At 63.0% G+C, this 21,524-nt stretch carries 19 protein-coding genes, 1 other RNA gene and 3 pseudogenes; 12 read left to right on the forward strand and 11 right to left on the reverse strand.

Annotated elements, in window-relative coordinates:
- Positions 1-206 precede the first annotated feature (206 nt).
- Complete coding sequence (locus N0Q91_RS03775) at positions 207-1,313, forward strand: MotA/TolQ/ExbB proton channel family protein (protein ID WP_100672959.1); 1,107 nt, start codon at positions 207-209, stop codon at positions 1,311-1,313.
- 2 nt (positions 1,314-1,315) lie between these two features.
- Positions 1,316-2,344 (forward strand): peptidoglycan -binding protein, encoded by a 1,029-nt coding sequence (locus N0Q91_RS03780; protein WP_100672960.1) that lies wholly within the window; start codon positions 1,316-1,318, stop codon positions 2,342-2,344.
- On the opposite strand, the pseudogene N0Q91_RS03785 reads toward N0Q91_RS03780, so the two are convergent.
- A pseudogene (locus N0Q91_RS03785) lies at positions 2,331-4,144 on the reverse strand (ABC transporter transmembrane domain-containing protein). The gene N0Q91_RS03780 and the pseudogene N0Q91_RS03785 sit on opposite strands and share 14 nt — an antisense overlap.
- 288 nt (positions 4,145-4,432) lie before the next feature.
- Between N0Q91_RS03785 and rpmE the strand changes: the two are divergent.
- Positions 4,433-4,654: a 50S ribosomal protein L31 gene (gene rpmE / locus N0Q91_RS03790; RefSeq protein ID WP_010970183.1), complete on the forward strand. Its 222-nt coding sequence runs from the start codon at positions 4,433-4,435 to the stop codon at positions 4,652-4,654.
- Between the two features lie 232 nt (positions 4,655-4,886).
- Here rpmE and rcdA read toward each other — a convergent pair whose 3' ends face one another.
- From rcdA to N0Q91_RS03805, 3 genes are all read right to left on the reverse strand, one after another.
- Positions 4,887-5,405: a protease adaptor protein RcdA gene (gene rcdA / locus N0Q91_RS03795; RefSeq protein WP_100672962.1), complete on the reverse strand. Its 519-nt coding sequence runs from the start codon at positions 5,403-5,405 to the stop codon at positions 4,887-4,889.
- Between the two features lie 363 nt (positions 5,406-5,768).
- Positions 5,769-5,957, reverse strand: a complete 189-nt coding sequence (locus N0Q91_RS03800) for a DUF1192 domain-containing protein (protein WP_018096816.1) — start codon at positions 5,955-5,957, stop codon at positions 5,769-5,771.
- Positions 5,944-7,245 carry an MFS transporter gene (locus N0Q91_RS03805; protein WP_275597372.1) on the reverse strand — a complete coding sequence of 434 codons (1,302 nt, stop codon included), beginning with the start codon at positions 7,243-7,245 and terminating at the stop codon, positions 5,944-5,946. Before N0Q91_RS03805 ends, N0Q91_RS03800 begins: the two co-directional genes overlap by 14 nt.
- Before the next feature lie 181 nt (positions 7,246-7,426).
- Here N0Q91_RS03805 and N0Q91_RS03810 point away from each other — a divergent pair, with 181 nt between their 5' ends.
- Together N0Q91_RS03810 and N0Q91_RS03815 are read left to right on the forward strand one after the other, a co-directional pair.
- Positions 7,427-7,582 (forward strand): hypothetical protein, encoded by a 156-nt coding sequence (locus tag N0Q91_RS03810; protein ID WP_018096818.1) that lies wholly within the window; start codon positions 7,427-7,429, stop codon positions 7,580-7,582.
- Between the two features lie 145 nt (positions 7,583-7,727).
- A pseudogene (locus N0Q91_RS03815) lies at positions 7,728-9,633 on the forward strand (adenylate/guanylate cyclase domain-containing protein).
- A 12-nt stretch (positions 9,634-9,645) separates the two neighbouring features.
- On the opposite strand, the gene N0Q91_RS03820 reads toward N0Q91_RS03815, so the two are convergent.
- From N0Q91_RS03820 to tkt, 6 genes are all read right to left on the reverse strand, one after another.
- Positions 9,646-10,563 carry a PhzF family protein gene (locus N0Q91_RS03820; protein ID WP_275597373.1) on the reverse strand — a complete coding sequence of 306 codons (918 nt, stop codon included), beginning with the start codon at positions 10,561-10,563 and terminating at the stop codon, positions 9,646-9,648.
- Between the two features lie 172 nt (positions 10,564-10,735).
- Complete coding sequence (locus N0Q91_RS03825; RefSeq protein ID WP_275597374.1) at positions 10,736-11,761, reverse strand: class I fructose-bisphosphate aldolase; 1,026 nt, start codon at positions 11,759-11,761, stop codon at positions 10,736-10,738.
- A gap of 350 nt (positions 11,762-12,111) precedes the next feature.
- A complete protein-coding gene (locus N0Q91_RS03830; protein ID WP_018096822.1) occupies positions 12,112-13,311 on the reverse strand; it encodes a phosphoglycerate kinase in 1,200 nt (399 codons plus the stop codon).
- Positions 13,311-13,901, reverse strand: a complete 591-nt coding sequence (locus N0Q91_RS03835; RefSeq protein ID WP_275597375.1) for a putative glycolipid-binding domain-containing protein — start codon at positions 13,899-13,901, stop codon at positions 13,311-13,313. The genes N0Q91_RS03830 and N0Q91_RS03835 overlap by 1 nt, the downstream gene beginning before the upstream one ends.
- A gap of 5 nt (positions 13,902-13,906) precedes the next feature.
- The gene (gene gap, locus N0Q91_RS03840; RefSeq protein WP_018096824.1) at positions 13,907-14,917 is read right to left on the reverse strand and encodes a type I glyceraldehyde-3-phosphate dehydrogenase; all 1,011 of its coding nucleotides are present in this window, start codon (positions 14,915-14,917) and stop codon (positions 13,907-13,909) included.
- 69 nt (positions 14,918-14,986) lie between these two features.
- Entirely contained in the window at positions 14,987-16,969 is a 1,983-nt protein-coding gene (tkt, locus tag N0Q91_RS03845) for a transketolase (RefSeq protein WP_018096825.1), read from the reverse strand.
- Between the two features lie 401 nt (positions 16,970-17,370).
- On the opposite strand from tkt, the gene N0Q91_RS03850 reads away from it, so the two are divergent.
- The 3 genes from N0Q91_RS03850 to ssrS all read left to right on the forward strand — a co-directional run bounded on the left by N0Q91_RS03850 (position 17,371) and on the right by ssrS (position 18,273).
- Complete coding sequence (locus N0Q91_RS03850; RefSeq protein WP_018096826.1) at positions 17,371-17,640, forward strand: DUF4164 domain-containing protein; 270 nt, start codon at positions 17,371-17,373, stop codon at positions 17,638-17,640.
- A gap of 12 nt (positions 17,641-17,652) precedes the next feature.
- The gene (locus N0Q91_RS03855; RefSeq protein WP_018096827.1) at positions 17,653-18,030 is read left to right on the forward strand and encodes a cell division protein ZapA; all 378 of its coding nucleotides are present in this window, start codon (positions 17,653-17,655) and stop codon (positions 18,028-18,030) included.
- 84 nt (positions 18,031-18,114) lie between these two features.
- A non-coding RNA gene (gene ssrS / locus N0Q91_RS03860) (6S RNA) lies at positions 18,115-18,273 on the forward strand.
- Between the two features lie 90 nt (positions 18,274-18,363).
- Here ssrS and N0Q91_RS03865 read toward each other — a convergent pair.
- Positions 18,364-19,074, reverse strand: a pseudogene (locus tag N0Q91_RS03865) (LysR family transcriptional regulator); the annotation flags it as partial.
- Here N0Q91_RS03865 and N0Q91_RS03870 point away from each other — a divergent pair.
- The 4 genes from N0Q91_RS03870 (at position 19,016) to N0Q91_RS03885 (ending at position 21,178) form a co-directional block, all read left to right on the forward strand.
- Positions 19,016-19,168, forward strand: a complete 153-nt coding sequence (locus N0Q91_RS03870) for a hypothetical protein (protein ID WP_234819246.1) — start codon at positions 19,016-19,018, stop codon at positions 19,166-19,168. The pseudogene N0Q91_RS03865 and the gene N0Q91_RS03870 overlap by 59 nt on opposite strands.
- Positions 19,169-19,262: 94 nt before the next feature.
- Positions 19,263-19,496, forward strand: coding sequence for a hypothetical protein (locus N0Q91_RS03875; protein ID WP_100672971.1), 234 nt, complete (start codon positions 19,263-19,265; stop codon positions 19,494-19,496).
- A 168-nt stretch (positions 19,497-19,664) separates the two neighbouring features.
- On the forward strand, positions 19,665-20,237 hold the full coding sequence (locus tag N0Q91_RS03880) for a 5-formyltetrahydrofolate cyclo-ligase (protein WP_026168795.1): 573 nt from the start codon (positions 19,665-19,667) through the stop codon (positions 20,235-20,237).
- A 116-nt stretch (positions 20,238-20,353) separates the two neighbouring features.
- Entirely contained in the window at positions 20,354-21,178 is an 825-nt protein-coding gene (locus N0Q91_RS03885) for a TIGR00282 family metallophosphoesterase (protein WP_013844839.1), read from the forward strand.
- Positions 21,179-21,524 lie beyond the last annotated feature (346 nt).

A 21,524-nucleotide genomic window follows, 5' to 3' on the forward strand; every position in this document is an offset into this window, starting at 1 on the left:
AGTGCCGTGCCCTTTGTTTTCCCTTCAATTCGGCGCAAACTTCCACTAGTCTCCGGGCCAATACGGATGGCCTGCGGCCATCGGCAGCACCGCTCTTCGATCGTCTCCGATTTGGGAATGGTGCAGCGATTCAGAGTGATGCGGCCGCCCTCTTGTTCGTCGGACAGGCGCGGAAACTGCCGCAAAACCGGGAGACTGGCGAACTTATGGCGAAACTGAATCTGTCCGGGTGGCGCGATCGCGAAGACGTGGAGGAGGACTACGGTCCGCACAAGCTTTCGAGCCCGATGCCCTATTTCTGGACGATGGTCCTTTTCCTGATCATCGTCGGTTTCGTCGCTGCGATCCTCTTCCGGCAGGCAAGCGAGGCCTTCGCCGGCAATCCCGGCCTCAACGGGCTGATCCTGGGCGTGCTCGTGATCGGTATCCTGCTGGCGTTCAACCATGTCCTCAGTCTGAGACCCGAGGTTCGCTGGTTCAACTCCTTCCGTGCCGCCGGCAGCGCCGATAAAGTCGGGCGCGATCCGGTGCTGCTTGCGCCAATGCGTGCTCTCATCGGGGGACGCCAAACGACGGCAATCTCGACGGCCGCGCTCCGGTCCATCCTGGATTCAATCGCTGCGCGCCTCGACGAGTCGCGCGACATCACCCGCTATCTCGCCGGACTTCTCGTTTTCCTCGGCCTGCTCGGCACGTTCTGGGGCCTGCTCGGCACCATCGGTTCCATCAACACCGTGATCCAGTCGCTGGATGCGGGAAGCGGCAGCACCGACGATCTCCTGAGCTCCCTCAAGAGCGGCCTTTCGGCGCCTCTCACCGGCATGGGAACGGCGTTCTCCGCCTCGCTCTTCGGTCTTTCCGGTTCGCTCATCGTGGGCTTTCTCGATCTGCAGGCGGGACGCGCGCAGAATCGCTTCTATACGGAGCTCGAGAATTGGCTTTCGTCGGTAACCGACGTCAGCTCCGGTTTTTCCTCGCCGGGCGACATGACCGACGGCGCTCCGGTGGAAGAGCTGCGGCGGCTCACCGACCAGCTTACGCGCCTGACGCATGACGGCGGCGTGAACCAGCGCACCACCGCGGCCATGGCGAGCCTCGCCGAAGGCATTCAGGGCCTCGTCAAGAACATGCGCGGCGAGCAGCAGATGCTGCGCGACTGGATCGAGGCGCAGCAGGAGGAAGCCAAGGCGATGCGCAAGACGCTCGACCGGCTGACGGCGCGCATCGGCCAGGCCGACCGGATCACCGTGCAAAGCGAGAAGGCCGCAGGACAGGCGAAGCTCAGCCGCATCGAAGACGGCGGAGGGGATTGACCATGGCGCTTTCCCGACGCCGCGATCCGCGGGCGATCAACTACTGGCCGGGCTTCGTCGACGCACTCTCGACGCTGCTCATGGCGATCATGTTCCTGCTCAGCGTTTTCGTCACCGCGCAGTTCCTGCTCGGTCGGGAGATCAGCGGCAAGGACGAGGTGTTGAACCGGCTGAACAGCCAGATCAACGAACTCACCCAGCTCCTGGCGCTCGAGAAAAGCGGCAAGCAGGATCTCGAGGATTCGCTCGCCAACCTGCAGGCGTCGCTTTCACAATCGGAAGGCGAGCGGTCCCGCCTGCAGGCCCTGCTCGACCGGGGCGCCGGCAGTGCCGAAGTCGCCGACGAAAAGATCGGCCGGCTTGGCTCCGAGCTCGAAAACGAGCGGCAGGTCAGCGCCCGGGCCATGAGTCAGATCGAACTCTTGAACCAGCAGATCGCAGCGCTTCGCAGCCAGATCGCCGCCATCGAAGGCGCACTCCAGGCATCGGAGGCGAAGGACGACGCCTCGCAGGCCAAGATAGCCGATCTCGGCCGCAGGCTGAACGTCGCCTTGGCGCAGCGTGTCCAGGAGCTCAACCGCTACCGTTCGGACTTCTTCGGCCGGCTGAGGGAAATCCTGTCGGATCGGGAAAACATCCGCATCGTCGGCGACCGTTTCGTCTTCCAGTCGGAAGTGCTCTTTCCCTCGGGCGGCAGCGACCTGAACCCGGAAGGGCAGACCGAGATGGCGAAACTTGCGACAGCCCTTCTCGACCTTGCCAAGGAGATCCCGGCGGAGATCAACTGGGTGCTGCGCGTGGACGGCCACACGGACGACGTTCAGCTGTCGGGGATAGGGCGCTTCCGGGACAATTGGGAACTGTCGTCCGCCCGCGCGACGTCCGTCGTCAAGTTCCTGATCTCGAAAGGCGTCCCGGCCGACCGGCTGGTGGCGGCGGGCTTCGGGGAGTATCAGCCCATCGCACCGGGCGAAAGCCAGGAAGCACGCGCGCAGAACCGCCGCATCGAGCTCAAGCTCACGGAGAAATAGGCGCGGGCGAGCCGACGAACAGTGCTTCTGCGCCGTGATCGAACTGGAGCCGCGCGAGCTTCGCATAAAGCCCGCCCTGGCGGATCAGCGACTCGTGGGTTCCTTCCTCGACGATACGGCCGTGCTCCATTACCAGAATGCGATCCGCCTTCAGCACGGTGGCGAGCCGATGGGCGATGACGAGCGTCGTGCGCTCCTGCATCAGGTTCTCAAGCGCCTTCTGCACCAGCGTTTCGCTCTCCGCATCGAGCGCCGAGGTCGCCTCGTCGAGAAGAAGGATCGGAGCGTTTTTGAGGATGGCGCGGGCGATTGCGATGCGCTGGCGTTGACCGCCCGAAAGGGTCACCCCGCGCTCGCCGACCAGCGTGTCGTAGCCCTGGTCCAGCCTGCCGATGAACTCTTCGGCCTGCGCTGCGACGGCGGCGGCGCGCACCGCTTCACGGCTTGCGTCCGGCACGCCGAAGGCGATGTTGTCGTGCACCGAGGTGGCGAAGATGGTCACGTCCTGAGGCACGATCGCAAGTCTCACCCGCAGATCCTCGGGATCGACGGCGCGTATGTCCGTACCGTCGACGCGGATGGTGCCTTTCGCCGGGTCGTAATAACGCAGGAGCATCGAGAAGACCGTGCTCTTGCCGGCGCCGGACGGGCCGACGATGGCCACCGTCTCGCCCGGTCTTACCGCAAAGCTCAAGCCCCGGAGGCTCTTATAGTCCGGACGGGCGGGATAGGCGAAGTGGACACCGTCGAACTCCACCGCACCCGCGGCAGGGACGGGCATTGCGACCGGATGCTCGGGCGCCCCGATCTCCGGCACTTCGCTCAGAAGCTCGTTCAGACGCTCGGCGGCCCCCGCCGCCTGCGAGAGCTCTCCCCACACTTCCGAGAGTGCGCCGAGGCTGCCTGCCGCAAAAACGGAATAGAGCAGGAACTGACCGAGCGTCCCCGCGGAAAGCGAGCCCGCCAGGACGTCCCGCGCACCGAACCAGAGCACGGCGACGACGCTTCCGAAGATCATGGTGATGGCAAAGGCGGTCAGCACCGAGCGCGCTTTGGTCGCAGCGCGCGCGGCGCGATAGGCAGCCTCCACAGCGCTGCCGTAGCGCGAGCGCGCGCTCTCCTCACCGTTGAAGGCCTGCACGGTGCGGGTGGCGGCGATCGCTTCGCCGGCATAGGCAGAGGCGGCCGCGAGCATGTCCTGCGCTTCGCGGGAACGCCGGCGTACCGAGCGTCCGAAGCCGACGAGGGGGAAGACGATGAGGGGATCGCCGCAAGCACGAGGCTCGAAAGCTTCGGGCTCGTATAGACCATCATGCCCATTGCGCCGAGACAGAGGATCAGGTTGCGCAGCGCCACCGATGCCGTCGCACCCACCGCCGACTTGATCTGCGTCGCGTCGGCCGTCAGCCGCGAGACGATTTCGCCGGACTGATTGACGTCGAAGAATGAGGCCGAGAGCTGCATGACGCGTGCGAAGACGTCGCGTCTGAGGTCGGCGACGATGCGCTCGCCGAGCGAGATCACGAAGTAATAGCGGGCGGCACTGGCAAGGGCGAGGACCACTGCAAGCACCATCAGCATGGAGAAATAGGTGTTGATGAAGCCGGAGTCGGAACTGGAGAAGCCGTGATCGATCATCCGTCGAACGGCCAGCGGCAAGGTCAGCGTGGTGGCCGCTGCAACGGTCAGAGAGACGGCGGCGCCGATGGCGAGGCCACGGTAACGCGAGAGATAAGGCAGCACGGTTGCGAGCGGGCGGATGGACCTGCGCGCCGGCGGTTGTTTTTCTTGTCTTGGCACATAGCCCCCCGTTCGCCTGTCACGGGGCCACAGGCCTGTGCGCCGCCGAGGCGCCAGAGCTGTGCGACTGCGATCTGCTGCAGCCCCGGACCGTGCCGATCCGACGGACCATACAGAGATCACAAGTCTTCCGCGCGGCACTTGTTATCCCGCAGACCTTCATGTATAGGCACGGCATCGAATTGGGAAGCCGCGGCCCAAGAGCGGTCTGCGGCTTCATTTACGTGTTCGGTCCCAAAGTCGCAATGCCTTGCGACAATTGGACCCTGGAACTCTAGGAAGATTGTTATGAAGGCAGACATCCATCCCGACTACCACACGATCAAGGTTGTCATGACCGACGGCACCGAATACGAAACCCGCTCGACCTGGGGTACGGAAGGTGCGACCATGAACCTGGAAATCGACCCCAAGTCGCATCCGGCCTGGACCGGCGGCAACCAGCAGCTCGTCGACCGCGGCGGCCGCGTCTCCAAGTTCAAGAAGCGCTTCGAAGGCCTCGGCCTCTGATTCAGCCGCTCGACAGCGTGTTTCGAAGCCCGGCATTGCCGGGCTTTTTTGTTGGCTGCCGCTCTTTCCTGCCGGCTTCGGGCAGGTGCTTTGTCGCTCAAGTCGTCCGTGCATGCATCCTCGGGCTTGACCCTGGGCTTGACCCGAAGATCCAACCGCAATCACGCCCGCGCCAACAAAAAACCCGGCACATGGCCGGGCTTTGGCTTACAGCGGCAGGGTTCTGCCTCGCTCAACTCGCTCCGAAGGCCGTCTGCAGCAGCTTTATCTGCGCCTTGACGCCGTTCTGGTTGTCCGGAACGAAGGTCGTCGCTTCCTGCGGCCGATAAATCTCGCGGTCGAGCAATGCGACCCGGTTCTGCAGCCGGAGCGACCGCTCGATGAGCTCGCGGAAGCTCTCCGGCAGATCGTTCCAGCCCGGCGCGCTGCGGTCGACGTTGAAGCTGTCCAGTCGCACCTTGCTCTTTTCCGACAGCACCTGCTCGCGGCTCATCTCGCCATTGTTGACGGCGCGCTGCAGCAGGAGCCATGACGCCATCTGCATCAGCCGGGTGGTGAGGCGCATCGACTCGGCAGCATAGAGAACGGATGCCATGCGCGGCAGCACCTTGGCGGCGGTGCGTCCAGGGCCATCGAGATAGCTTGCCGTTTCCTCGACCAGGCCCATCCCTTCAGCGTAGAGCGCCTTGAACTGCGCCGAAGACGCAGCGTGACCGGCGAAACTGACGGTATTCAATCCTCGTTCGGACATGCCTGTATTCCCTGGTTCCAACGCATCACAACTGTCAGGAAACGGGCGGCTCTGGGAAAAGTTTCCTGAGGCCCCTCCATGCTCGAAGAATGATCCCATACCGCATTCCGCGCAAGAGCATTCTTAAGAAAGGGTTAATCTCCACACTTCTTTGGAGGCCGCCCTGTCGCAAAGCAAAAAAAGAGCCGCGTGAAGCGGCTCTCAAGGTAAAACAGGGAGAAAAATCAGACCCATTCGCCAGTCGGTGAAATTGTCTGAGTCCGGAAGGACCGGATGCTCGGACAATCGCAGAAAATGCTTAATTTACGGTTAAAGCCCAAGCATTCTTCTGGATTAAAAGTCCGCAATCATTCCAGCCCGCGCTCACCGGAAAAGGCTTTCGGCGGCCGAACGGCTCGCCGACTTGCGCTGTCTTTCCGCTTCGAGCCTTGCAATTTCCTCCGTCAGAAGCGCGATGCGCGCGGTCAGTTCGTCCACGGAGAGCAGCGAAAGATCGCTGCCGATCTCGTGCTCGGTCTTCTTTTTCGGTTGGTCATCGTCAAACAGGCTCATTCGATCTCTCCTCTTCCTGGGGATCGTCGGCGCCTTCGTCCGGCAGTTCCTCCAGCGGAGCCGCACGCGGCGAGAGCTGCAGGCTCTCCGGCGTCGTCGCCGTGCCGGCATTGACCGGCGAGAAGTTTTCGCGCTCGGCCGCGGGCACCGGTGCGCGCCGGCGGCTGCGGACGATCGCATAGGCAGTGATGAGCATATGCGCACAGGCCGTGATCATGAAGAGGCCATAAGGCCCGCTGGCGGTCATTATCGGCCCGCCGATCGTCGGGCCGATAATCGTGCCGATGCCGTAGAGCAGCAGGAGCCCGCCCGAAACCTTCACGAAATCCTCAGGGGTCGCGAAGTCGTTGGCGTGGGAAACCGCGATCGGGTAGAGCGCATTGGCGGCTGCGCCGTAGATCGCGATCAACGTCAGAACGATCCAGACCTGGCCGGGCTCGACGAGGAAGATCAGGAGGCCGGCGAAAGCGCCGACGCCTGCGAGCGCGGCAAGCACATAGCGGCGGTCGATACGGTCGGAGATGCGGCCGGCCGGCAGTTGCATGACGGCGCCCGAGAAGATCGCCACGCTCATCATCGCCGCGACGGTGCTGTCCGACAGCCCGGCCTGGCGGCCGAAAACCGCGCCGAGCGTGCCGAAGGTGCCGTTGGCGATGCCGATGAGCAGGATGCCGAGGAAGGAAACCGGCGAATTGCGGTAGAGGCCGCGCAGGTCGAGGCGGACCTGTTTCAGCGGCTGCGGCGAGGCGGCCCTGGACAACAGCGTCGGCAGCATCGCTACGCAATAGAGAATGCCGCAGATCATGAAGAAGAAGGTCGTGGACGTCTCGCCGAAGGGAATCATCATCTGGCCGCCGACGACGCCGAAAAGGGTGATGGCGATATAGAGCGAGAAGATCACGCCGCGGCTCTCATTGGTGGCGCGCTCGTTCAGCCAGCTTTCGATGATCATCGACGTTCCGGCAGTGGAGAAACCCGTGACCGCGCGCAGCGCCAGCCACCAGACCGGGTCGATCAGAATGCCCGTCAGCAGGGAAACGATGGCGATCAGGGCCGTGAACACGCTGAAGGCGCGCACATGCCCGATGCGCTTGACGACATTCGGAGCGAAGAAGCAGCCAAGCACGAAACCGGTGGCCCAGAGCGTGCCGAACAGACCGAGGATGGTCGTCGGATAGCCCTCCGCGGTGCCGCGCACCGGCAGGAACAGGCCCTGCAGACCGTTTCCGAGGAAGAGAAACAGGGTGCCAAGCAGCAGCGCGGCAACGGGAAGCAGGTTATTTCTCATCGTCCACCCGGAATTCGTTCGCCCTTCGGCGTGTCGTGACGAGGACCGCCGCTCTGCCGATGGAAATCAATACCACCGGTCATTGCAAATCGACGGCGAAAACAATAGCCCTCTATGCGGCGAAAAGTGACGTCCGTATGACGTCGCTCCCATTGCAGCGGATCTTCCCGGAAATGAGCGAATGTCAAAGGCACTGACGGTTCTCCTGCTGCTGGCCATGTGCGTCCAGCTCATCAAGCCGCTCGGCTATCCGGGACTGCGGCAGCGCCGCGATTTCTGGAAGATTGCCGTCTTCGCCATCGTCGTGATGATGGTCACGGTGCTCGTGCGTCCCTGAGCCTCCTGCGTGCCGCACGAGATTTAGAAGTCCGGCGGCTTCGGCGTTCCTTGAGAAACAGCAACTTGGGAAAGGGCCGCGCTATTGTGGCGCTCAAGTTGCTCTATCTCCGCACGACATGACGACAGGAAAAGGTTAAATTACCGTGCTCGGCCACAAGATGAAGATCGAGGCTCTGTTGGAACGTCGTCTCACCGCCATTCTCGCAGCCGATGTCGTGGGCTACAGCCGCCTCATGGGAGCGGATGAGGCCGGGACGCTCGCGGCGCTGAAGCGCCACCGCCGCGAGCTGCTGGAACCAAAGATCGCCGAACATAAAGGCCGAATCGTCAAACTGGCGGGAGACAGCATGCTCGTCGAGTTTTCGAGCGTGGTGAACGCCGTTGCCTGTGCCGCCGCGATTCAGCGCGGTATGCTCGCCTGCAACGAAGGCTTGCCGAAGAGCAGGCGCATCGAACTCAGGATCGGCATCCATCTCGGCGACGTGATCGTCGAGGACGGCGACATCTTCGGCGATGGCGTCAATGTCGCGGCGCGCCTCGAAGGGCTTGCCGATCCTTCCGGCATCGCCGTTTCTGCCTCCGTACGGGACCATGTCGGCTCGAGACTCGATGTCGGTTTCATCGACAAGGGCGAATACAGCCTGAAGAACATCGCATCGACCGTCCGCGTCTATACGGTGTCGCTCGGCGGCAATTCGCTCGGCAAGCGTGGGGAGCCGTCCGGCGTCGTCGACCGCGGCTACGAATTATCGATCGCCGTCCTGCCCTTCACCAATATGAGTCATGATCCCGAGCAGGAATATTTCTCCGACGGCATCACAGAGGATGTCATCACCGACCTTTCGAAGATTTCGCGCCTGCACGTCGTCGCCCGCAACACCGTCTTCACTTACAAGGGCAAGTCCGTGAAGGTTAAGCAGATCGCCCATGAACTCGGCGTTCGCTTCATCCTCGAAGGCAGCGTGCGCAAGGCGGGCGGGCGCGTGCGCATCACCGGCCAGTTGATCGACGCGCAGACCGGCGGGCATCTGTGGGCCGACCGCTACGACCGCGATCTGACGGATATTTTCGCGATTCAGGACGAGATCACTCATGCCATCGTCGACCAGCTCAAGATAAAGCTTCTGCCGGAGGAAAAGAGAGCGATCGAAAGCGACCCGACGACCTCGGTCGAGGCCTATACGTACTATCTCCGCGGTCGTCAGTTCTCCCATACGTGGACCCGGCCCTGATCTGCTGCTCGCACGCCGCATGTTCCTGAAGGCCGTCGAACTCGACCCGAACTATGCGCGTGCCTATGCCGGCATCGCCGAGTGCGAATGTGCGATCAGGGACTGGCACGAAAAGGAGTTCCCGCTGGAGAGCATACTCGACATGAGCGCCAGGGCGCTCGCGCTCGATCCGAACCTGGCGGAAGCGCATGCCTCGCGCGGGCTCGCATTGAACCACCACGGCCAGACGGAAGAGGCAAGCCGTGAGTTTCTGCAGGCTCTGGCGCTCGATCCTTCGCTCTATGAGGCGAATCTCTATTATGGCCGTTTCCTCTTTGCGCAGGGCCGATTCCGGGAAGCGATCGGGTTCTTCGAGCGCGCGGCGGAAATCCGGTCGGACGATTACTTTTCGCCGATCCATTTGATGGGTTGCCATCTGTCCCTTGGTATGGAGACCGAGCGCCAGCGCTGGGCGCGGATCGGCATCGAAAGAGCGCAAAGCGCAATGGAGCGGAACCCCGAAAATGCCAGCCCGGCGCATCGCGGTGCATTGGCGCTGGCGCATATGGGCGAGGCGGAACGTGCGAAAGAATGGGTATCTCGCGCGCTGGCGATCGATCCGGACGATATCGTCGCGCGGTACAATGCAGCCTGCGTCCATTCGCTCCTCGGTGAGGGCGAGCGCGCGCTGGAACTGCTGGAAACCGTGGTGCCGCTGAGCTCCAGCTACCATGTCCAGTGGTTCAACCAGGATCCGGACCTGGACCTCATACGCGACGATCCGCGCTTCCGCGCGCTCCTCGACGCGCTCACAGAGTGCAAGGTCGGGAGGCGCTGAACATTCCGGCGATCAGATCAAGATCTCCCCGCGCATCGCCGAAACGCAGTCGCCCGAGACGCTGACGTTGCGGACTGTGCCGTTCCTCTTGTCGACACCGACCGTGATGAGGCTGCGGCGGCCCATTTCCACGCCCTGTTCGATGACGAGTTCGGCCTTCGCGTCGGCCTCGGGAAGCAGCGAGACGAGGTAAGCGCCGAGCGCCGCCGAAGCGCTGCCGGTTGCCGGGTCCTCGATGACGTTGTCGAGCGGAGCGAACATGCGTGCCCTTATATGGCCGGGCCGCTCGCGCGTATGGCCATAGAGAAACAGGCTGAAGCTGTCTTCCGCAAGCGGATAGCGGCTATTCGCCTCCTCGAAGGCCGAGACGTTCGGCCGCGCTGTCGAAAGGGCATCGACGTCGCGCACCTCGGCGACCGCGAAGGGCAGGCCGACCGAAATGCGCACCGGCGGATGAGTTCGGTCGACGAGGTCGTCCTGGCGCAGCGATGCGCAGGCGGCAATCGTCGCGGCGTCTATGGCGGGTCCGATTTGCAGCGCCTGCGGGGCGACGATCCTTGCGCCCGTGACGATGCCGTCACTGCCGAGAAGAGTCACTTCGACAAGGCCCGCTTTTTCCTCGAAACGCAATGCGCCGCCCGGCTTGCGGCCGAAGACTTCCCGTTGCCGGCCGAGCACGAAGGCCGTGCCGACATTCGGGTGGCCGGCGAAAGGCACTTCGGTCGTCGGCGTGAAGATGCGCACGCGCGCGGTGTTCTCCGGATTTTCGGGCGGAAGGACGAAGGTGACTTCGGAATAGCCGAACTCCGTGGCGATCGCCTGCATCTGGGCGTCGCTCAAGACCCGTGCATCCGGGATGACGGCAAGCTGATTGCCGGCGAAACGGTCGGTCGTGAAGACGTCGACGGTAATGAAGGAGACGGTGTTCATGGTGCCCTCCGGTCGGTCGCAGATGGCGTAGATTTAAAGTCGTCGCCGGCGCCGCTGAACAGCGAACTTGTCTCCCTGACAATTGTCGAGGCAGCAAGGCGGCGCCATAAAAAAGGCCCGGCGGCATCGCTGTCACCGGGTCTCTCCTCGCTCCCTCTAACTATTCTGGCGCTCAGGCGGCTTTTTCGAAGTCCTTCGTCCAGCTTCCCTTGGCGGCGAGGCTGCACATCTTGGCGCGATGGGCGAAGGCGCGCTGCCCGGCCGCGACGTTTTCCGACTTGCCGCCCCAGGCATTGAGCGCTTCCTGCTGCAGCGCCCGGCCATAGGAGAAGGTAAGCTTCCAGGGCAGGTCGTGCGCCGCGTTCATGGCTGAAAGGTGCGCCGTCGCCTCTTCGGTCGACTGGCCGCCGGAAAGGAAGGCGACGCCGGGAACAGCCGCCGGAACGGTGCGCTTCAGCACCTTGATGGTGCGTTCGGCGACCTCATCGACGGACGCTTTGCGCGCCTTCTTGCCGTCGATCACCATGCTCGGTTTCAGGATCATGCCTTCGAGGCTGACGCGGAGTTCGCCAAGTTCCTCGAAGACGGTGCGAAGGACCCATTCGGTGACCTCTTCCGAGCGCTCGATCGAGTGATCGCCGGGGGCTCCATCCATCAGCACTTCCGGCTCCACGATCGGTACGATCTTCGCCTCTTGGCACAGCGCGGCATAGCGGGCGAGCGCATGGGCATTGGCCCTGATCGCGCCCCAGGTCGGAAGAGCGTCGGAAATCGCAATCACGCCCCGCCATTTGGCGAAGCGGGCGCCGGCTTCATGATATCTGGCAAGGCGGGCGGCGAGCCCGTCGAGGCCTTCGGTTACCGTTTCGTTCGGGAAATGGGCCATCGGCTTGGCACCGGTGTCGACCTTGATCCCCGGTATCGAGCCCGCATTGCGGATGACGTCGGCGAGGGGCGTGCCGTCGGCAGCCTTCTGGAACAGTGTTTCCTCATAGAGGATGACGCCGGAGATATACTCGCGCATCGCATCGTCCGAGCGCAGCAGCATCTCGCGATAGTCGCGGCGCGACGTCTCGGTGGACTCCAGGCCGATGCTGTCGAAGCGCTTCTTGATCGTCGCGGTCGACTCGTCGGCCGCAAGCAGGCCGCGGCCGTTTGCCACCATGGCAACCGCAATGTCTTCCAGTCTTTCGCTCATATTCTTCTCCTACACACAGCGCTGATCAGCAATCGGAACAGCGAATGAAACCAATCTCGGAGCGAGGCGCAAAACCGTCTTTCGCGCCTCGGGAACAAAGCCGCGTTAACAGAAGATACCGTGCGGGAAAATGGCAGTAAAACGAGCTAAAACGATTTAAATAATTTTAATCGTTTGAAATATCGTAATTATTTCGGGTGGCTTGGTTCCGGCGCGAAGGTGCATGTTACCTGCACGACGAGGCGTTCGAATCTGGAGCAACTTGTCGGGATTTAGTCATCGAGGCGATAGGCGCGTCGCATGAGTACTTCAATGCGACGCACCTTGCATGCAGAGCACCGTAGCCGGGCTCAGTTCCGCTGCCGGAGAATATCGACGCCCGGCAGGGGCTTGCCTTCCATCCATTCGAGGAAGGCGCCGCCGGCGGTCGAGACATAGGTGAAATCGTCCGCGACCTCGGCATGGTTGAGCGCTGCGACCGTGTCGCCGCCCCCGGCGACGGAGACGAGCGAGCCTGCGCGCGTGCGGGATGCCGCGTGTTTCGCGGCTGCCACGGTCGCCCTGTCGAACGGCGCGATCTCGAAGGCGCCGAGCGGGCCGTTCCACACGAGCGTTTCGGCGCGGGAGATCCATTCGTTGATGGCATCGATCGATTTCGGCCCGACGTCGAGCACCATGGCGTCGGCAGGGATGGCGTTGATATCGACGGCCTCGTTGTCCGCACCGGCCTTGAACTCACGGGCAACGACGCCGTCGACCGGAAGAACGATTGCGCATCCCGCTTCCGAGGCCGCCGCGAGGATGGCCTTGGCGGTCTCCGCAAGATCGTGCTCGCAGAGCGACTTTCCGACATCGACTCCTTGCGCCGCGAGGAAGGTGTTGGCCATGCCGCCCCCGATGACGAGCGCGTCGACCTTCTTCACGAGGTTCTGCAGAAGGTCGATCTTGGTCGAGACCTTGGCGCCGCCGACGATCGCAACCACCGGGCGCTTCGGATTGCCGAGTCCCTTTTCAAGCGCTTCGAGCTCCGTCTGCATGGTGCGGCCGGCATAGGCGGGAAGGTGATGAGCAAGCCCTTCGGTCGAGGCGTGGGCGCGATGGGCGGCGGAGAAGGCGTCGTTGACATAGATGTCGCCATTGGCGGCGAGCGCCGTCACGAAGTCCGGATCGTTCTTCTCCTCGCCTTTGTGGAAGCGGGTATTCTCGAGCAGCAGCACTTCGCCGTCGTTCAATTCGGCAATGGCGTTGGCGGCCTTGTCGCCGATGCAGTCGGCAGCGAAATAGACGCGCTGGTCGAGAATCTCCTCGACGGCGGGGGCGATCGCCTTCAGCGACATGCCGGCGACGGGCTCGCCCTTCGGCCGGCCGAAATGCGCGAGCAGAACGACTTTCGCGCCCTTCTCGGAGAGTTCGCGAATGGTCGGCGCCACGCGCTCGATGCGGGTGGTGTCGGTCACCTGATTGTCCTTGACAGGCACGTTCAGATCGACGCGCACGAGAACGCGCTTGCCGGCGATGTCGGTCAGATCGTCGAGAGTCTTGAAAGTCATCAGATGGTCTCCGGTGATAGTCTCTGGAATAGGGTAGGGTAGTCGATGACGAGGCCATCCTCGTCCACTGGCAGGTCCGCCGTGAAGCTGCCGTCCGCCGCCTCGTAACGGTAGAGCTTCCCGTCGTCGAGGCAGGTGTAATGCTGACCGTCGACGGTCGGTTCGAAGCTGTCGAAGGGCACGTAAAGCATGTCGAGCCTGGCGGTGCCGGATTGCCGGGTGAGGCCCAGGCGGCGGATCGGCAGCGTATTCGTGAAGGGCGTGCCGGCCAGGTCGATATCGACGCAACCGTCGAATTGCGGCAAGGCCGTTCCGTCTGCTTTGCGCCAATGGCCGTGCCCATCGGACATGAGGTGCAGCCTCAGCCCTTGGGTCGTCTCTATGAGAAAGGAATAGACGCGCCAGCCGGCATCGCAGTCGATCCGGTAGCGAACGCCATAGGCCGTTGCGCCGCGTTCGCCGATGAGAACGCTTTCGGCGCGGATGGCCGCGCCGAGCGATGTGTCGAAAGTCCTGAGCGTCAGATGTTCGAGCCCTTCCCCTTCGAGCGGGCGCCAGCGCACCGTCGTTGAGGAAAGGGCCCGGAACATCGGTCTTAGAGGAGCTTGCTCAGGGCAACCGCCGTATCCGCCATGCGGTTCGAGAAGCCCCATTCATTGTCGTACCAGGACAGGATCGACACGAACTTGCCTTCCATCACCTTGGTCTGGTCCATGTGGAAGACCGAGGAATGCGGGTCATGGTTGAAGTCGACCGAGACGTTCGGCTGAAGCGTGTAGCCGAGAACGCCCTTGAGCGGGCCGTCGGCGGCAGCCTTGATGGCGGCGTTGATCTCTTCCTTGGTCGTCTCGCGCTTGGCGACGAATTTCAGGTCGACCACCGAGACGTTCGGGGTCGGCACGCGCACCGAGATACCGTCGAGCTTGCCCTTGAGCTCCGGCAGAACGAGGCCGACCGCCTTGGCCGCACCAGTGGAGGTCGGGATCATCGACAGCGCCGCGGCGCGGGCGCGGTAGAGATCCTTGTGCATCTGGTCGAGCGACGGCTGGTCGTTGGTGTAGGAGTGGATCGTGGTCATCATGCCGTGATCGATGCCGATGGCATCGTGCAGCACCTTGGCGACCGGTACCAGGCAGTTGGTCGTGCAGGATGCGTTGGAGATGACGAGATGATCCTTCGTCAGCTTGTCGTGGTTGACGCCGTAGACGACGGTCAGGTCCGCGCCGTCGGCCGGGGCCGAGACGATGACGCGCTTGGCGCCGGCTTCCAGGTGAGCGGCTGCCTTGTCACGGGCGGTGAAGATGCCGGTGCACTCCATCGCGATGTCGACGCCGAGTTCCTTGTGCGGCAGTTCCGCCGGATTGCGGATGGCGGTCACCTTGATCGGCTTGCCGTTGTTGATGACGATCGCGTCGCCGTCGACCTTCACGTCGGCCGGGAAGCGGCCGTGGATGGAATCGAAGCGCAGCAGGTGAGCATTGGTCTCGACCGGACCGAGGTCGTTGATGGCAACGACTTCAATGTCGGTGCGGCCGGATTCGACGATGGCGCGGAGAACGTTACGGCCGATGCGGCCAAAACCGTTAATGGCGACTTTCACTGTCATATCGGGTCTCTCCCTGTCAGAATGCGTGGGGTGGAAAGGAGGGCATCGGGGAATGTCCTCCTGGCTTGATCAGGACAGCTTGGCTTCGGCGGACGCAACCACGACTTCTGGCGTAATGCCGAAGTGCTTGTAGAGATCCTTGTAGGGGCCCGAAGCACCGAAGCTCGACATGCCGATGAAGATGCCGTCATTGCCGATGAAGTGGTCCCAGCCCTGGCGGATGCCGGCTTCGACGGCGATCTTGACCGGCGACGTGCCGATGATTGCCTGCTGGTAGTCTTCGCTCTGCTCGGCGAAAAGCTCGAAGCAGGGGACGGAGACGACGCGCGTCGCAATGCCCTTGGCGGTCAGCGTCTGGCAGGCCTTGACGGCGATCTCGACTTCCGAGCCGGTGGCGAAGATCGTCACCTGCGCATCGCTTGCGGAGATCAGGTCATAGGCGCCGCGGGCGCAGAGGTTCTGCTCCTCATATTCCGTGCGCACCGCCATCAGGTTCTGGCGGGTGAGCGCAAGACCGGAGGGGCGCTTGCGGTTTTCCAGGGCAAGCTGCCAGCATTCGGCGGTCTCCGTCGCATCCGCGGGGCGGAACATCAGAAGGTTGGGGATGGCCCGAAGCGCGGCCATGTGCTCGACCGGCTGGTGGGTCGGCCCGTCCTCGCCGAGACCGATGGAATCATGCGTGAGCACGTGGATGACGCGGATGCCCATGAGCGCGGCAAGGCGGATCGACGGGCGGCAGTAATCCGAGAAGATCAGGAAGCCACCGGAATAGGGGATGAGGCCGCCATGCAGCGCCATGCCGTTCATTGCGGCCGCCATGCCGTGCTCGCGCACGCCGTAGTGGATATAACGGCCGGAGAAATCGTCCGGGGTGATGGAGTGTGTCTGGCTCGTCTTGGTATTGTTGGAGCCGGTCAGGTCGGCGGAGCCGCCGATCGTCTCGGCAAGTACGCCGTTGATGACTTCCAGCGCATCCTCCGAAGCCTTTCGCGTCGCCGGCGAGGGCTTGGTCTCGGCAAGCTTCTGCTTGTAGGCGCCGATCGCCGAGGCGAGGCTGCCTTCGAGCTCGCCGGAGAAGCGGCGGACGAACTGCGCCTTCTTCTCCGCCTCTGCGGCTTCGAGCCGCTCTTCCCATTCCTTGCGCGCCTTGGCCGACCGCAGGCCTGCGATGCGCCAGGCGTCGAGCACGTCGGAGGGAACCGTGAACGCTTCGGCTTCCCAGCCGAGCGCCTTGCGGGTGGCGGCGATTTCCTCGGCGCCGAGCGGGGAGCCGTGGACCTTGTGCGTGCCGGCCTTGTTCGGCGCACCGAAGCCGATCACGGTCTTGCAGGCGATCATGGTCGGTTTGTCGGACTTCTGGGCTTCCTCGATCGCGGCGGCGATCGCTTCGGGATCATGGCCGTCGATGGCGATCGTGTGCCATTTGCTGGCGCGGAAGCGGGCGTGCTGGTCGGTCGAGTCGGCAATGGAGATCGGACCGTCGATCGAGATGTTGTTGTCGTCCCAAAAGACGATCAGCTTGTTGAGCTTCAGGTGGCCGGCAAGCGCGATCGCTTCCTGACTGATGCCTTCCATCAGGCAGCCGTCGCCGGCCAGCACATAGGTATAATGCTCCATCAACTCGCTGCCGAACTCCTCGCGCAGCTTGCGTTCGGCGATCGCCATGCCGACGGAATTGGCAATGCCCTGGCCGAGCGGACCGGTGGTCGTCTCGATGCCGGCGGCGTGGCCGTATTCCGGATGGCCCGCCGTGCGCGAACCCAGCTGGCGGAAGTTCTTGATCTCGTCGATGGTGATGTCGTCGTAGCCCGTGAGGTAGAGCAGCGAATAGAGCAGCATGGACCCATGGCCGGCCGACAGGACGAAGCGGTCGCGGTTCGGCCAGGCGGGGTTTTTAGGGTCGAAGCTCAGATAGCGGGTGAACAGCACTGTTGCGATATCGGCGGCGCCCATCGGGAGGCCGGGGTGGCCGGAATTTGCCTTCTCGACGGCGTCCATGGAGAGGAAGCGGATTGCATTCGCCATCCGGTCGTGTTTTTCGCGAGAGATCATGACTGTTCCGTTTGCGTTCGGTGGTCAGGGGACGGTCTCTATCCTCCAAAGACCGCATGAGAAGCGGCAGACACATAGCAGGTGCGTGAGCCGAGTCAATAAATACGGGCCCTCCGCGACCAAATGCGGCGGCCCCCGCGCGGTGTCTCTCGAACGGCAGGAACGCCGCCGGCCGGTTGCCGGTTCGGGAGGCGAAATCGACCATCCACAGCTTCCGCAGTTCAATGCCGCGCTTGGCATTGTTGAGACTTGCGTAATAGGTTTAAAAAAGAAAAGGGCCGAAGTGATGAAAGCTCTACGATTCGGCCTTGGAGCGAGGCCCGTCCAGGCAAGGTGCAAGCGCTCCGCACTTTGTTTTAGGGCAGGGCGAAGCCGCTCCCCCTAGAGAGGTATCGGAAGACATGCCGGCAAAGACGGTCAAGGCGGCGATCGACGAGTTGCGCAACGCGGTTCAGTCACTTGAAATCGCGATCGACGGCCGCTTCGACAAGGAAAAGGATGTGAGCGAGTTCGAAGGCGAGGTCAGGCGGGTCAATGAGGACCGGTCTCGCCTGGCACAGGAACTCGACCAATCCCAATTCCGCGCCAACCGGTTGGAAGAGGTCAATCGCGAGGTATCCCGTCGTCTCGTGACGGCGATGGAGACCATTCGCGCGGTGCTGGATCGCTGAGGTTCTGAACGTATGGCGCAGGTGACGGTAACGATCGACGGCAAGGCCTATCGCATGGCCTGCGAGGAAGGGCAGGAAGAGCACCTCGGCGACCTCGCGACCAGGTTCGACCAGTATGTCGGCCATCTGAAGGCCCAGTTCGGCGAAATAGGCGACCTCAGGATCACCGTCATGGCAGGCATCATGGTCATGGACGAGTTGAGCGAGGTCAATCGCCGGCTGAAGAGTATCGAGGCCGAAGTGGACGATCTGAAGAGGGGCCGCGACACCGCGCTTTCGGATCACACGAGAAGCGAGGAGGCGCTTGCCTCGGCGCTCGGTGAAGTGACGGCGCAGATTCAGGACATCGCCGCCAAGCTCAACGGGCGGCCGACTCCCCCGACAAATTGAGTCCGGCCTGCGATTTCGCAGAAATTATGCAGCTCCACGGCATCCGGCTCTGGTGAAAAGCCCCGGGACGCTCTATATCTGCCGGGCGATCTGCGCTTCCCGACAGGAACCACAATCCCCGGGGCCATACACGATCTCAAGGGAACTGTCCCTGGCCGGACCCGTGGGTCCGGGCATACGGTGCCCACCTACCTAGTAGGTACCCGGGATCGTAAACTCTCCATCGGTCGTCGTGGATCGCACTTCTTCCCTTTCCTTCTCGCTCGGTGCCCGGAACGCGCGGCGGATTGCATCCGCCATCGCGTCGACCGTCGGCGACCGGTTCCCGCGTCTCGTCCGCAGCACGACATTCGACATATCGATGATGCCGAAGCCATCCGCCTCGGTAAGCTCGCGGCAGCCGGGCGGTATGGTGCTTCGCGACAGGGGCGCAATGGCGAGGCCTGAAACGACGGCGGCGATGAGCCCGCCGCTCGTGCGGCTCACATAGGCGACGCGGTTCTCGATATTCCGGGTCGTCAGGCTGCGCAGGGCCAGGTCGTCGCACCAGCCGCCTTCCGCATAAGTATAGGTCGCGATGGGCAGGGGCTGCCGCAAATGGGTGCCATGCTGCTCGGAGGTCGCCCAAACGGTTGGGTTTACCATCAGAACCTCGCTGCGGGTTCGTCCGCCCGGCTCGAAGACGACGGCGATGTCGAGTTCTCCGGCCGCGAGCGCTGCCGAGTTGGCCATGGAGGTTTCCTGACGCACCGTCACTTCGACGCCGGGATGAATGGCCGCGAAAGCGCCGAGCGCCTTCGGCAGGGTGGAATTGACATATTCCTCGGAAATCCCGATCCGGACGGACCCGTCGAGCGCCGGTGAGCGCATCGCCGCAGCCGTATCGTCGAGAAGGGTAACGATCCGGCGCGCATTGTCGACAAGGCGCCGGCCCTCAACGGTCAGTATCACGCCACGCGAATGGCGTTCGAAGAGCGCGGATCCGATGAGATCCTCAAGCCTGCGGATCTGCATGCTGACGGCCGATTGGGTGCGCCGCACCATGTCGGCAGCGCGTGTGACATTGCCGGTGTCGGCCACCGCCAGGAAGGTTCTGAGCAGGTCGCTGTCGAGCGGTGCGGTCATGTCGCTGCCATAAGAAATGCTGATGACAGGCATGGTTGCAATTCATTTGTCACATGTCAAGGACGGCGCAAAGATGGACCTGTCGCCATCCTTCCGAGGTCCTCGCCATGCCCGTTCTGGTCGTCTCAGCACAGCCCGTCAGAAGCTCCTCCCCGCCGCTTGCGACGGCCCTTGCGCGCTGGCGGCTGTGGCTTTCGCTTCGCACGCAATGGGCGCTGGTGAGCCGCCGCGGCGACCGGCACCTTCTGGCAGACGCCGCTATCCCCGCCACGTATCGCCTCGGATGCGAGGAAGACCGGCGCCACCGTGACGCAGTCCGGCATCTGCACTGGATGCTCTGAGGCAACTTCCTTCGAGAATTGGCATCCCTAAGCCATTGTGGCACACGCACGAGTCGCGAAGTATTGCGAAAGCGGCGCCCGCATGGTTCCGCTTCGGGGTCGTTTTGCGCTATGGCATGGCGTTGAGGTTGATCACCGCGGCAATATTCGCCCGCAGGGGAAGGTTGGATGTCACCCAAGGATCTGAAAGCAGCTTTGAGGAAGGAGCGCCTGGCGCTCCGCGATGCCATGCCGGCGGAAGCGCGTATCGAGGCGAGCCTTGCCATGGCCGATCATGCGGCCGAGGTCATCGCGCTCGATCCCGGACACGTCGTCTCGGGCTTCTGGCCGATCCGTTCGGAGGCCGACGTCCGGCCGCTGATGGTGCGGCTCAGGGATCGCGGTGCGCGCCTCTGCCTGCCGGTGATCCTGGACAGCAAGGCCATCGTTTTCCGGGAACTGCTCGACGGCATCGCGGTCGTCGAAACCGGCTTCGGCACCACCGGCCCCGGCCCCGATGCGCCGGAAGTCGATCCGGACATCATGCTCGTACCGCTCTCGGCCTTCGATGCCGTGGGCCATCGGATCGGCTATGGCGCCGGCTATTATGATCGGGCGATCGACCGGCTGCGCCGCAAAGGCCACATGCCGCGCCTGATCGGGATTGCATTCGACTGCCAGGAAGTGGCATCAGTGCCGGCTGAACCGCACGACGTGGCGCTGGACGCCGTATTGACGGAGAGCGGTTTTCGGCATTTCTGAGCGGGATGAGGATTTTGCGCGGATTCCGCCACATCCTGCTTAAAATTCATTGAACCGACCACGTGCATGAATTGGAGTCGATCCAGATTGCCTTGGTCCAAGCGGGATTGAACGGCATGCGACTTCTGTTTCTGGGGGATATGGTGGGCAAGACGGGCCGCATGGCCGTCTGGGAGCGCCTCCCGGGACTCGTGAGCGATCTCAAGCTCGACTTCGTCATCGTCAATGGCGAGAACGCTGCCGGCGGATTCGGCATAACCGAAGACATCTTTCTCGAGACGATCAGCGCCGGTGCCGACGTAGTGACCACCGGCAATCACGTCTGGGATCAGAAGGAGGCGGTGGTCTTCTGCGAGCGGCACGATCAGTTCCTGCGGCCGGCAAACTATCCTGCCGGGACTCCGGGTCGCGGTTCCAATCTCTTCTTCGCGCGAAACGGCGCCCGCGTTCTGGTTGCCAATGTCATGGGGCGCGTCTTCATGCATCCCGAGCTCGACGATCCCTTCAAGACGGCCGAGGCGATCCTCGACGCCTGCCCGCTCGGCGAGCAGGCCGATGCAGTCGTCTTCGATTTTCACGCCGAGGCCACGAGCGAGAAGCAATGCTTCGGCCACTTCGTCGACGGGCGTGCCAGCCTGGTGGTCGGCACGCACACCCATGTGCCGACGGCGGACCATCAGATACTCAACGGTGGCACCGGCTATATGAGCGATGCCGGCATGTGCGGCGACTACGACTCGTCCTTGGGGATGGACAAGGAAGAGCCGCTCAACCGCTTCATCTCGAAGATGCCCAAGGGTCGCTTCGAAGCGGCATCCGGCCCGGCGACCATCTGTGGCGTCGGGATCGAGATTTCGGACCGGACGGGGTTGGCGGAAAAGATCGCGCCGCTCAGGATCGGCCCGCGCCTAGCTGAGACGATCCCGCAATTCTGGGTTTGAGCGGCTGGGCTTCCTCCGTCTGCGCATCCATTTCCGGATGCGGGCGCTCTGTTCGGATCTCCTTTTTCAAGGGTGACAGACCCGCCAAATGGTGGCAGGTTAGCGACCAAAATGAGAGCCGCACCGCACGCGGCCGCTATTCGTAAGTTTCCATGCCAATAATTGAAACGGGATGCGGTCGGAGGCGCCCATACTTTCGCTCATCCCGGCGTACAGCGCCGCGCGTTCCTCAGACGCGCAGAGGTCGCTGCAGCATTTTGATTGCTGCATGTGTCTTCCTTTGACCGAAAACGATCAAGGGAAACATGCAGGTAATGCAGCCGGAGTTCCATAGCGTCGCAGCTCG

Source organism: Sinorhizobium prairiense (assembly GCF_029201645.2).
Lineage (GTDB): Bacteria > Pseudomonadota > Alphaproteobacteria > Rhizobiales > Rhizobiaceae > Sinorhizobium > Sinorhizobium meliloti_A.